Origin of the sequence: Paraburkholderia sp. RL18-101-BIB-B, from assembly GCF_046026985.1 — a bacterium.
Classification (GTDB): Bacteria; Pseudomonadota; Gammaproteobacteria; order Burkholderiales; family Burkholderiaceae; genus Paraburkholderia.
In genome coordinates, this window is the sequence record NZ_JARESV010000097.1 from 1 (window position 1) to 12,072 (window position 12,072).

Genomic DNA, 12,072 nt, shown 5'->3' on the forward strand with positions numbered 1-12,072 from the left:
CTCGATGACGAAAGCGGCGTGTTTGTAGTGCCGCCCGTCAACCGGTTATCGATGATTTCGGATTAAGTTTAGGCATCTAAGTTAATCGTGTCAATCGACGTCGTGAGCCATGTTCCCCCGTTACTACATACATCGGGAAAGCCCTAAGGCCGCATTTTTCATACTTCGACTCGCTTGACACACATCCGGTGCTGGTCGATTATTAGACGGCTAACTAGAAAGCTAACCATGCAGCCGGGCAGACGGCTGCCCCCTCCAGCTTGATGACATTTCCACTCCCTCCGAGGAGATAACGACCATGAGCGGCGACACGATCACCTTGAGCATTGCGCTATCCGACAACGAACGCACCCGCCCGCTCGCGCAAGGCCGCGTGCATGCGCAAGGCGTGAAGTTGATACCCACCGTCGTGCATCCGTCCGAGATGTTCTGGCGTCAGTTGAAGTACGGCGACTTCGACGTTTCGGAGATGTCGCTCTCGTCGCTATTCATTGCGGCATCGCGTGGCGATCGTGACTGGGTTGCACTGCCCGTCTACACGTCCCGGCAGTTCTTCCACACAAATATTCTGGTGCGTACCGATCGCGGCATCGAACGTCCGGAAGATCTGCGCGGCAAACGTATCGGCGTGCCCGAATACCAGCAGACTGCGGCGTTATGGTCGCGCGGCATACTGGAGCACGAATTCGGCGTGGCGGCTCGAGACATCGAATGGTTCATGGAGCGCGGCCCGGAAAAAAGCCATGGCGGCGCCACCGGCTTCAGGCCGCCCGAGGGCGTTCGTCTCAATCAGATTCCACCCTCGACGAATATCGGCGAAATGCTCGTCAGCGGCGAACTGGACGGCACGCTGCTTTATCTGACCTCGCGCAATCTGGTCGATCGCAGCACGATCGACATCAGCAAGGTCGAGAAGGTCAAACCGCTCTTTGCGGACAAGCTGGCTGAAACGCGGCGCTTTTACGCCAAGACCGGCATCTACCCGATCAATCACACGGTGGTGATCCGCCGCGCGCTGTATGAACAGCACCCATGGCTCGCACTCAATCTTTATCATGCATTTGTCGACGCAAAAAACGAAGCGGAGCGCGACACGCTCGAAGGCATGCGTGCTTTCCTCGACACCGGCCTCGTGGATGCGTCCGTACAACAGACGCTTGTTCAGGATCCGAAGGCGTATGGCATGAAGGCCTCGCGTCCAGTCGTGGAGCGTGTAGCCCAATATCTGCACGAACAGGGGCTGACCGCGCACCGCGTCAACGTGGACGAGGTATTTGCAAAGTCGACAGTGGATCTATAGGGCGTGAGCGCCTCGCGCGCAGCGGCATTCGCCGGGCGCGCGTATTATCGCTGCTCGTCCACTCGCAATACAGGGAGCGCGCCATGTCAGCCATCCGCAAGATTCCGTTGCAAACGAACGCCGGCGACACCGCCGATCTGTCGTCCTACGACGGCAAGGTGTTATTGATCGTGAACGTCGCGTCAAAATGCGGGCTTACGGTGCAATACGAAGGGCTGCAAACGCTATATGAAAGAAAGCGCGCTGAAGGCTTCGAGATTCTCGCCTTCCCGGCCAACAACTTCAAAGGTCAGGAACCCGGCACGAACGAGGAAATTCGCGCGTTCTGCGACACGCAATACGGCGTGAGCTTTCCGCTCTTTGCGAAAATTTCGGTGGTGGGCGAAGACCAGCATCCTCTATATCACGAATTGACCCAAGCCGTGCCCGACGCGACCGGCGAAGGCCCGATGCGGCAGCGTCTGACCGAGCGTGGCGTGCCGGCCAATCCCGCTCCAGGCGTGCTGTGGAATTTCGAAAAATTCCTGATTAGCCGGGACGGAGCGGTTCTCGCGCGCTTCTCGCCCGACGTCACTGCGGACGACCCGCGCCTGCTGTCCGCAATCGACACCGCGCTCGCCGCGCGCGTCTGAGCGCCCAGCGCCGGGCAGCCGCCATGCAGGAACTCTCGCCCGCCCGGCGCACCGTGATTCTCGCGACGTGCTGCCTGAGCCTGCTGATGGTCTCGATGGATGTCACCATCGTCAACGTCGCGCTGCAGGCCATCCGGCTCGACCTGCACGCCTCGCTCTCCGCGCTGCAATGGATCATCGACGCCTATACGCTCGTGGTCGCCTCGTTCCTGATGTTGGGCGGTTCGCTCGCGGACCGCTTCGGCAGACGGCGAATCTTTCAGATCGGCATGGGCGTGTTTTCGATCGGCTCGCTGCTGTGCAGCGTGGCGCCTACTGTGAGTTGGCTGATCGCGTTTCGCGCCGTGCAGGCGCTCGGCGGCTGCATGCTGAATCCCGTGGCGATGTCGATCATCACGCACGTTTTCACGGACCCGAAAGAACGCGCGCGCGCGACCGGATTATGGGGCGCTGTGGTCGGCATTTCGATGGCGATCGGACCGCTCGTGGGTGGCCTGCTGACGCAAAGCATCGGCTGGCGCGCGATTTTCTGGGTCAATCTGCCTTTCGGCGCGGCGGCCATCGTGCTGACCGCCTGCCTCGTTCCCGAATCGCGCGCACAGCAGGCGCGACCACTCGACCCGCTGGCGCAACTACTCGTCTTGATCGCGCTGGCCGCACTGACGTTCGCCGTGATCGAAGGTCATGAAATCGGCTGGGGATCGGCCATCATCGTCGGCATCTTCGCGCTGTCCGCGCTTGCGACCGTCGCATTGCTGATGCACGAAGCGCGCCAACGCCAGCCGATGCTTGACGTGCGCTTTTTCCGCAACGTGCCGTTCAGTTGCGCGACGCTGCTCGCGATCGGATCGATCGGCGCCTTTTCCGGCTTCCTCTTTCTGAACTCGTTATATCTGCAGGAAACGCGCGGTCTCTCGGCCATGCTGGCCGGCCTGTGCACGCTGCCGATGGCGCTCGGCATGATCGTCTGCTCGCCGCTCTCTGGATGGCTGCTGCATCGCTATGGCGCGCGGCCGAACATCGTACTGTGCGGCATCAGCTTGACGGCGAGTGCGCTCTGGCAAACCCAGCTCGCGCCGGACACGCCGTTTGCGGCGCTGTTCGCCTGCTATCTGCTGTTCGGCTGCGGCGTCGGCATGGTCAACGCCACCGTTACTTACACGGCCGTGTCGGGCATGCCGCTCGCGCAGGCGGGACTCGCCGCGGCGATCGCGTCGACGAGCCGGCAGATCGGCGCTGCGCTCGGCGTCGCGCTCGCGGGCGTCATTACGCATGCACGAACCGCTACCGGCATGAACTTCGCCGAGGCGACGCATCCGGTCTGGTGGGGTGTCGTCGTGATCGGCGCGGCGATCATCGCGCTCGGCTTTCTGTCGACGAGCCGCTGGGCCGAGCGTTCGTCCGCGAGCGTCGCGCATCTGTTGCGCGAACCTGCGAGCGGTGGCGCCGCGCAACAATAAGCAAGCGTCTCTGCTTACCTGAAGCGTGTTGGGCGCGCGTGCTGTCGCAACGTTTTAACGCGCCACCGGCGATGGCACCGCGACCTGACGAGTGAGCGTGACCTCTTTTCCACTGCGCGCCGATTCCGTCGCGGCGACGCACACTTCCAGATTCGCGAGTCCCCATCGACCATCGTGCACGGGCGCCCTCAACCCCGCGAGCGCATCATGAAACTCATTGACGACCATGTCCTGCGGCCCCGGCGGAATCGGCAACGCCATGTCCTCGCGGCCTTGTGCGGTATAAATGGAAATACCGTGACGCGACTGACGCATGTCGCCGTGTTCGCAACTCACGAGCGTGAGGCCGAACGACGGATGGTAAGGCGGCTGCCCGCGATGCATCTTCGCGGAGCGTTCCCGCTTCGCGGCGATTTCGTCCTGATGTACGCCCACATGCGCGCGCCGCCGGGCGCCGATTGCAGCAGGGTCGGCGGCAAAGCCGCCTTCATCGACATCGTCTGATAATTCTGCCGACATGAACGCGCCATAGCCGTTGTAGATCGCGTTGCCGATGGCTCCGTCGGCGAAGCGAACGACGACCGTGTGTGCGCCAACGGCCGGTCGCGCAGCATCGAAATCGAAAGTGGTCGCGCTAACCTGCGTGGCAAGGCCACCGGCTAGCAGCCGGATCACATCGAACTGATGCGCGCCCTGCCGATAAGTGACGCCACCGCCATGCGCAGGGTCGAGTTCGTCGGGACGGCGCGGGCGATAGATCCAGTCAGTGTACGACAATTGCGTGACCATTCGCACACGCCCCAACGCGCCGCTTTCGATGATTTCGCGCATCTTGTGAATCGGCGCATCGTAGCTGCGCGAATGCCCGATCATCAACACACGTTGCGCGCGGGCCGCCGCATCCACCATTGCTTGCGCGTCGTCGAGATGCGCTGCCATCGGCTTTTCGCACAGCACGTGCAATCCGGCTTCTACAGCGATGCGGGTGTGCCGTGCGTGCAACTCGGTGGGCGTCGCGATGTATACCGCATCCAGATGCTGCGCCGCAACGAGTGATTCGATGCCATCGAACGCCGGCACGCCCCACTGCGCGCCGACGGACTCGCGCACTTCCGTGACGGGATCAGCGACTGCAGCCAGCACCATGCCGCGATGAGCGGCAATGGCCGGCAGCATCATGCGCGCAGCCGTGCCGAGTCCGACTACACCAATCCGAAACTGTCTTCCCTTCATCTGACTGTCTCCGCTAACGTCGCCTTCGATCGCACTGCACATGACATGAGGGCTTTAATATTAGATACCAAAGTATAGAGGAAGACGATGAAGTTGTGGGCGACCCACAACCCCCGCGGAGCTCGCATTTCGATGAGGGTATTTCTCTACGTTCCAACGTACGCATCCCGATTGACAAGCTGGACAAGGAGAGGAAAATGCTCAGCACACAACGCTTAGATAACTAAGTGATAGCCGCGCCAGCGGCAACGTGCCCCGCTCCACTCGCTCCATCCCGGCGCGGCCTGCACGACGAGACAATCGGCATGTCTGTTCACAACCGAACGGTGAAACGCGATGAACGGAAATTCGCTGCACGAAGCGTCGACGGGTGCCCTCAAGCGAACTCGCGGCCGCTGGTTGGTCATCGCGCCGCTCCTGATCCTGTTCTCGTTCACCGTGCAGTTGGACAAGACGAACATGTCCGTCGTGATCGCGGATCGCACCTTTCTGCACGCACTCGATCTGGTCGGCAAGCCGGCCCATATCGGTCTGCTCAATACGCTGTTCGTGGCGGGCTACGGAATCGGCATGCTGTTGTGGGGTTTCGTGATCGACTGGCTCGGACCGCGGCGCTCGGCAATGGTCAGCATATGCGGCTGGGCGTTTTTTACCTTCATGTGCGGCCGCACCACCAACGTGGTCGAATTGTACGCAGCGCGTGCACTGCTGGGCGCAGCCGAAGGTTGCATCTGGCCGCTCGCGAACAGCTACACGGGGCGGTGGTTCCCGTCGCGCGAACGTTCACGGATCACCGGCATGTGGGTGAGCGGCGCATTCGCCGCAATCGCCGTAGGCATTCCGATCATCACGGCGATTCTGCTCGAACTGGGCTGGCGTGGTGTATTCATTTCGCTCGGGATTTTTTCGTTCGTGCTGGTGCCGTTGTTCTTCTTCTTCGGCGCCGACCTTCCGGCGAAAGCGCGCTTCGTCAACGAGGCCGAAGTCGCCTACATCCGCAGCGGCGCGGCGCCATTGGTCAGCACCGCGAGCGGCGAACAGCCCACGCTCGCGCAATCGTTGCTGAACATTCGCATCGTCTTGCTGATTCTCGTTCACGCCAGTTCATCGGCTATTCTGTGGGGGCTCACGACGTGGCTGCCGACTTACCTCGTGCGGGAACGCGGACTGTCGATGAAAAGCATGAGCGGCGTGATCTCGATCAGCTATATCGCGCCGATCCTCACCGTGGTCCTCGTCGGCTATCTCGCCGATAAAGCGCGTCACCGTGCATGGGTCGGCGCCATCGTTGCGCTTGCCACCATGGCCGGCCTCTCGATCGCCATGAGCGTGCCGTGGCTGCTCGTCACGGCGTTCCTGCTTGTACTCGGCATTGCCGCGCCGATGATTTTCGGCGGCCTGCATAGCGCGATGCTGCACGATTATGTCCCGCATACGCAGATCGCGCGCTCGACCGGCATCGTCGTGGGCCTGGGCAATTTGCTTGGTTCGTTTTCGCCCGCGGCGATGGGTTACCTGGTCGGCGTATTCGGCGGCAAATTCCTCGCGGCGTTCGTGATGATCATCGGCCTGAATGGCCTGTCACTGATCATGTACACGGTGATCGCGCTGATGAAGCGCCCGGCCTTTGTCGACGTGCGCGCCGAGGAGCCGGCGCTGGTGAGCGCGCGGCCCCGCCCTTGATGTGTGTTCGATGTCTCGATTCGCTAGCGTTTAAGCATCGTTCAGCGAACGAGCGAGTTGGTCGAGCGTGATATAAGCGGGCAGCACGTTCGCGAAGCTCGACGGTGCCTCTCTCCCGGTGCGGATTGCCTCGATAAAAGCTCGATCCTGCAACTCGATTCCATTCATGGACACGTCGACGCTCGACACGTCTACCGGGTTTCCGTGGTGATCGACGAGGTCGTCGTAGCTCGCCACATAAGTGCCGTTATCGCAGATGTAGCGAAACGTGGTGCCGAGCGGCCCATTGTTGTTGAACGAGAGCGCAAGCGTACACAGCGCGCCGGAGCGCGACTTCATCTGGATCGACATGTCCATCGCGATGCCTAGAACCGGATGGGCCGGGCCCTCGATTGCTCGCGCCAGCGTGATGGGCTCACCCGTCTGATACGCGAACAGATCAACGGTATGACACGCGTGATGCCAGAGCAAATGATCGACCCAGCTACGCGGCTCGCCGAGAGCGTTGGTATTGGTGCGCCGGAAAAAGAACGTTTGCGCGACCAGATGCTGGACACGCAACTCATCTGCTGCGATTTTCTGATGTAACCATTGATGGCTCGGATTGAAGCGCCGCGTGTGACCCGCCATGCCGACAAGGCCACTGGCACGCTGTGCGTCGAGTAACGCCTGCGCGTCAGCAAGGTTATCGGCGATGGGAATCTCGATCTGCACGTGTTTGCCCGCGGCAAGGCAGGCGAGTCCCTGCTCCGCGTGCACGCCGGTCGGCGTGCACAGGATCACCGCGTCGATATCGTTGCGGGCAATCGTCGCCGCAAAGTCCGTCGCGGTATCGGCGATGCCGAAGCGCGCGCCGATCTCGGCGGTCCGCGCGGCGTCGCGTCCGACCAGCGTCGTGACGACTGCGCCGTCGATCGCGGACAAAGCCTCGATATGCTTGACGCCGAACGCGCCAGCACCAGCAATGCAGATTCTGAGCGGCTCGCTCATGTTGCCTCCCGCAACGCTTGCGGCGCGGGCAGCACGCGAAGTTCGCGCGATCCGTTACGCCGGGTTTCCAGACAACGAAGGCCGCGCCCACCCCGGTTCCGGCGGGGGTGCGGTAGATCGGAACGTACTCTTTCCACACGACCGGCAGCGATTGCAGCGCGCCGGCCGCCAGCACCCAGTTCAGTATCTCCGATGACCCGGAATTCAACGCACCACGCGGCAGCCCTCGCAAGGCGCGTGCGTCGTTGCATTCGAGCGCTTCGAGTACGCCGAGATCGAGCGCTTCATCCACAACGAAATGACTCAGCCCTCCTGAGGCGATGATCGCAACACGTGCGTTGCCGTCGATCGCGGCAAGGACATCACGCAGCTTCGCGCCGATATCGTAGCAACGCGATGCACTCGCAACGTTCGGCTGGAAATACGTGTTCAGCAGAATAGGCACCACGGGAATGGGCCGACTGCGAAACAGCCGTTTGACCACGAAACCGAATGCATGACCCAGCCCGCAGCGCTCACGATCGCCAATGCGCGCCACCGCGGCAACATCCACTTCGCGCTCGATCAGGCCATTGACAACTTTCAGGCCGAACTCCGCCTCGCCGCGGATGGCGTGGTTATCGTCCATCATATAGCCGCGGCCCATGGTGCGAACCCAGTCCGGGCTGCCTTCGTGACCGTAGGCGTCGCTAGTGACGAGATTGTCCGCGTAGTACACCGCGAATGCCGGCTGATTGTCAGCGCCGAACAGTTCGCCCTGATCGTCGCCGACGATCAACGCGATGTCGGGTGCGGCCAGTTCCAGCATGTCGCCAAGATAATCGAGCGCGGCGTCGCACCTGATCGCCTTGCGATGCAGTTCTTCGGGCTGCGCGGCTTCTTCGTAGCGTGGACCCACTTCGGCAAGCAACTGCGCATAGTTCAGACGGCGGCCGTCCGAAAGATTGAGCGCCGGGTTATTGAAATCGGCTTGCGCCCGATGCCACCAGTCGCTGCTGTCGAGCGTAAAAAGCGGCGTATGCGACGTGCCGATACCGAGCACGATTTGAGCCATCTCTCACTCCCTTATTGTGCGTTCTCCGGCAAGCCGTAAATATCTAGCGAGCGTTCGCCGCGTTTGAGTCGCGCGACGATGTCCCTCTCCTTCTCTTCGCGCTCGACGCCCTTGGACACGATGTTTGCCGCGCTCGCGGCGGGCAGCACGACCACGCCGTCGGCATCGGCCACCACGAGGTCACCCGTGCTGACGAGCACATCTCCGATCAGCACCGGGCCACCCTGCGCGCCCGCGCCGTCCGCGCGCTTGCCCGTGCCGCGGATGCAGATGTTGGCGGCAAACACAGCGAGGCCCAACGCGCGCAGTTCTTCGACATCGCGCACGCCGCCTTCGCTGATGAAACCGGCCAGTTCGCGGGCGAGCGCCGCGTTCGTCATCACGCCGCCCCAGTAGCCGGCTTCGACGTAGCCGCCGCATTCGTGGATCAGTACTGCACCTTTAGGCGCGGCATAAATCGCGCGATGCAACCACAGGTTGTCCAGCGCGGGGCCGGCAACGGTGAAGGCCGGCGCGGCAAGGCGCCAATGCATGTCGAGCGGCTTGATCGCCGAGGGTAGCGCGCCGACCTTGCCGCCGGCCTCGTGCAAGGTAGCGGACCCGAGCCGTCGCGCGTGGTGGAGCAATTCGGTGGAATATGACGCGCTCATGACCGGTCCCGCGTTTGCAGCGAATGGTATTGCTGCGTCTTGCGCACCTCGTCGAGGCGTTCGCCGCGCTCGATGGCCTCGCGAATCCGGTTCTCTGCTTCATCGATGCGCTGCGCCACTTCCGCAACCTGCTCGAACCGCTCCTTTGGCACGGCGACCACGCCGTCCCGGTCGCCGACCAGCAGATCGCCGGGATTGACGCGCACGCCGCCGATCGACACAGTGCATTGCACCGCGTCGACCGCGACGCGATCCTTGCCGGTACGCATGTAGGTGCCGCGCGAAAAGATGGGATAGCGCATCTCGATTGCGCGCGGCGCGTCACGGCATACGCCGTCGATCACCGTGCCGCCCAGATGCTTGCGCGTGGCGACGATCGTCAGAATATCGCCCCATACGGTCGCGTTGACACGCTGCTGGTTATCGAGCGTCACGACGGTTCCTTCCGGCAGATCGTCGATGTAATCGCCGACCGTGCCGCCATGCACGCCGCACGGCACGTAGCGAACCGTGAATGCGGGACCGGCCATGCGGAAAGTGGGATCGAGCGGTGCGATTCCCAGGCACTGTCCCGCGATCCCCAGCTTGTCGAGCGCATCGGAGATGGTGGTCGTATCCATGCGGCTCAGTAACGAAACAGCGCTGTCTGTCATGCCTGTCCCCTCGAAGCGTTTTTGTCCAGCATGCTTTCGTATTGATGTCCCATCACCGCGCTAACCGGTTCGCCCGCGCGCAGGCGTTCGACCATCTGCCTTTCGCGCTCGGCCAGCGACTCCGCCAGTTCGAGCACCTCTAACGCTCGCGCTGCTTTCACGAACACGACGCCGCTGCCGTCCGCGAGCACGAAATCGTGCGGATACACGCGAATGCCGCGCACGACGATGGGATCCTGGCAGGCCGTCTCCATCACGCGCGACCGCGCGGTGGCCGGCACCGCGCCCAGGCCCACCACCGGAAAATCCAGTCCAGCGGCTTCGTCGATATCGCGACACATGCCGTCGACGATCACGCCTTCAATACCGTTGCGCTTCGCTGCATAGGACAGAATGCCGCCCCACCCTGCGGCCTCCTGATGCGCGTGATGCTCGACCACGATCACGTCACCTGCGCCGCCCATATCGATCGCCGTGGTGCACAGATGGCGGGGCGCGGTCGCGCCATCCGCCGGACCGAGTGTCACCGTGATCACGCGGCCCGCGAACGAATGCGTTCCGGCGAGACGTCGCAGGCCGAACGCGACGCCGCGCAGGCCGAGCCGGTCGAGCGCGTCGGATACCGCGCACGTGTCGAGCCTGGCGAGGCGCTTCACCAACGCGAGCTGCTGCTCGTCGTCTGGATGACGCTGGGCTTGCACCGGCAAGGCTGAATTGCCGTTCATGACGTTTCCCTTTATTTGTAGTTCTTGAAGCGCGTGTAGAGGCGCGCGCAATTGCACTCGAAGATTTTGTCGCGGTCTTCGTCGCTCAGGAAATCGATGCCTTCGATCACCGGCTTCAGATCGTCGAACGCCCGTCCGGTCGTTGGATCGGTCGCGCTGCCGGTGCCGGGATTTTCAGTGGCGAACAGTACGCAATCGGTGCCGATCGTCTTGAAGAGCAGTTCGAGCGCGTTCTTGTCGTATGTGCAGGTGTCGAACCACAAACGCTTGAGCTTGTCGTCGAACGACTCGCCGCCCTTACGCACGGCCCAAGCGCGAAACCGGCCCATGTGATAGGGAATGGCGCCGCCACCGTGCGGCAAGATCAGCTTCAGATTCGGAAAGCGCTCGAACACGTCCGAATTGGTCAACGAAACGATCGCATTGCTCTCCTCGTTGATGAACTTCATTGTGTAGCTTTCGCGCGACTGGCAACTGCCGGCCGAATGAACGAGTGCGGGAATGTCGAGTTCGCAGAGCTTTTCGTACAGCGGATACCAGAACGGATCGCCGAGTCCGGGAGGCTGCGGACCTTCGCCTTCGGTCGGATCAGGATTGAGCAGACAACCGATGAACCCCTGCTCCTTCACGCGAAAGTCGAGTTCCTCAAAGCAGTTGACCGGCGACGTGTCGCGGAATTGCGGTAGTGCGGCCACTGCGCGAAACCGCGTCGGGAACATCTGCACGGTCTGATACACGAGGTCGTTCATGTGACGCGCCCAGAGCGCCGGCACTTTGGCCGGCTTGATCGAGTGCATCTGCATGTAAGGGCGTGGCGAAAGAAACTGGATGTCGGTGCCGACCTTATCCATGATGTCGATAATGGTCTGTGCGGCGTCGCGCACCGCTTTCTCGGTCAGCGTCGGCGCGCTGCTCGGATTGCCCCGGTTGCCGACCAGTTCGGCCATGTAGCGATAGCTTTCGAGCGGCACGACAACGTGTGCATGAGAATCGATGATCATAGGCATGTCGGAAAACCTCCTCACGAGACTACGGCGATGACTTCCAGTTGGACCAGCATGCCGCCCGGCAGGTCATAGACGAGCGTGTGGCGCGCGGGCCGGTCGTGCGGATCCGGAAAGCAGCGCAACCATTCCTGATTGACTGCGGCGCGCGCGCTGTCGTCCTTGATGTAGACGGTCATGCGAACGAGGTGCCTGAGACCCGCGCCGCCCGCTGCCAGCAGCGCCCGCATGGTCTGAAACGCAAAGCGGGCCTGGGCCTCGGCGGTATCGGGAAGCGTATCCGTGGCGGGATCCTTGCCTGGGATACCCGACGAATACAACATGTTGCCGACGCGCGCGCCCATCGGGATCGGCGCATTACCGTGGCTGACACCCGGCACTTCGAGTGAGCGCCCTTCGTGCTGATTCATCTGTCTCCTCCTGGCTTCGCATGACGTGTCATGCCATGCGTGGGATGAATGCATAGATGGCTACTTAGGTCTCTAATATCATGCACTGTCCCGGCACTGTCAAGGCAATTTTTGACGTGTTCGTTGCGTCCGCTTCCGCATGGCGTCACTCCCGCAGCGCAACACCGGCGCGTGCGAGCGCGTTGCGGTTCGTAGGCGGGAACTCAGGATTGACAGCCTGTTATTAGATTCCTAAACTTCGTTCACCATCCGCGCGGCGGCGGAAAGCGCCGCAATGC

11 protein-coding genes and 1 pseudogene are annotated in these 12,072 nt (G+C 62.2%); 4 read left to right on the forward strand and 8 right to left on the reverse strand.

Annotated elements, in window-relative coordinates:
• Nucleotides 1-298: 298 nt before the first annotated feature.
• The 3 genes from P0D73_RS45130 (at nucleotide 299) to P0D73_RS45140 (ending at nucleotide 3,392) form a co-directional block, all read left to right on the forward strand.
• The gene (locus P0D73_RS45130) at nucleotides 299-1,300 is read left to right on the forward strand and encodes a PhnD/SsuA/transferrin family substrate-binding protein (protein ID WP_408320912.1); all 1,002 of its coding nucleotides are present in this window, start codon (nucleotides 299-301) and stop codon (nucleotides 1,298-1,300) included.
• Nucleotides 1,301-1,383: 83 nt separating this feature from the next.
• On the forward strand, nucleotides 1,384-1,932 hold the full coding sequence (locus P0D73_RS45135; RefSeq protein WP_408320914.1) for a glutathione peroxidase: 549 nt from the start codon (nucleotides 1,384-1,386) through the stop codon (nucleotides 1,930-1,932).
• A gap of 23 nt (nucleotides 1,933-1,955) precedes the next feature.
• Entirely contained in the window at nucleotides 1,956-3,392 is a 1,437-nt protein-coding gene (locus P0D73_RS45140; RefSeq protein WP_408320916.1) for an MFS transporter, read from the forward strand.
• Between the two features lie 54 nt (nucleotides 3,393-3,446).
• On the opposite strand, the gene P0D73_RS45145 is transcribed toward P0D73_RS45140, so the two are convergent.
• On the reverse strand, nucleotides 3,447-4,625 hold the full coding sequence (locus tag P0D73_RS45145; protein WP_408320918.1) for a Gfo/Idh/MocA family oxidoreductase: 1,179 nt from the start codon (nucleotides 4,623-4,625) through the stop codon (nucleotides 3,447-3,449).
• Nucleotides 4,626-4,961: 336 nt separating this feature from the next.
• On the opposite strand from P0D73_RS45145, the gene P0D73_RS45150 reads away from it, so the two are divergent.
• Entirely contained in the window at nucleotides 4,962-6,308 is a 1,347-nt protein-coding gene (locus tag P0D73_RS45150) for an MFS transporter (RefSeq protein ID WP_408320920.1), read from the forward strand.
• A gap of 30 nt (nucleotides 6,309-6,338) precedes the next feature.
• Here P0D73_RS45150 and P0D73_RS45155 read toward each other — a convergent pair whose 3' ends face one another.
• From P0D73_RS45155 to P0D73_RS45185, 7 genes and pseudogenes are all read right to left on the reverse strand, one after another.
• Complete coding sequence (locus tag P0D73_RS45155) at nucleotides 6,339-7,298, reverse strand: Gfo/Idh/MocA family oxidoreductase (RefSeq protein ID WP_408320922.1); 960 nt, start codon at nucleotides 7,296-7,298, stop codon at nucleotides 6,339-6,341.
• A gap of 163 nt (nucleotides 7,299-7,461) precedes the next feature.
• Nucleotides 7,462-8,352: pseudogene (locus tag P0D73_RS45160) on the reverse strand (DODA-type extradiol aromatic ring-opening family dioxygenase); the annotation flags it as partial.
• An 11-nt stretch (nucleotides 8,353-8,363) separates the two neighbouring features.
• Nucleotides 8,364-9,002, reverse strand: a complete 639-nt coding sequence (locus P0D73_RS45165; RefSeq protein WP_408320926.1) for an RraA family protein — start codon at nucleotides 9,000-9,002, stop codon at nucleotides 8,364-8,366.
• Nucleotides 8,999-9,655 carry an RraA family protein gene (locus tag P0D73_RS45170; protein WP_408436192.1) on the reverse strand — a complete coding sequence of 219 codons (657 nt, stop codon included), beginning with the start codon at nucleotides 9,653-9,655 and terminating at the stop codon, nucleotides 8,999-9,001. The genes P0D73_RS45165 and P0D73_RS45170 overlap by 4 nt, the downstream gene beginning before the upstream one ends.
• Nucleotides 9,652-10,380 carry an RraA family protein gene (locus P0D73_RS45175; protein WP_408320930.1) on the reverse strand — a complete coding sequence of 243 codons (729 nt, stop codon included), beginning with the start codon at nucleotides 10,378-10,380 and terminating at the stop codon, nucleotides 9,652-9,654. Before P0D73_RS45175 ends, P0D73_RS45170 begins: the two co-directional genes overlap by 4 nt.
• Before the next feature lie 11 nt (nucleotides 10,381-10,391).
• Nucleotides 10,392-11,387 carry an amidohydrolase family protein gene (locus tag P0D73_RS45180; protein ID WP_408320932.1) on the reverse strand — a complete coding sequence of 332 codons (996 nt, stop codon included), beginning with the start codon at nucleotides 11,385-11,387 and terminating at the stop codon, nucleotides 10,392-10,394.
• A 14-nt stretch (nucleotides 11,388-11,401) separates the two neighbouring features.
• Nucleotides 11,402-11,794, reverse strand: a complete 393-nt coding sequence (locus P0D73_RS45185; RefSeq protein WP_408320933.1) for a RidA family protein — start codon at nucleotides 11,792-11,794, stop codon at nucleotides 11,402-11,404.
• Nucleotides 11,795-12,072: the final 278 nt, after the last annotated feature.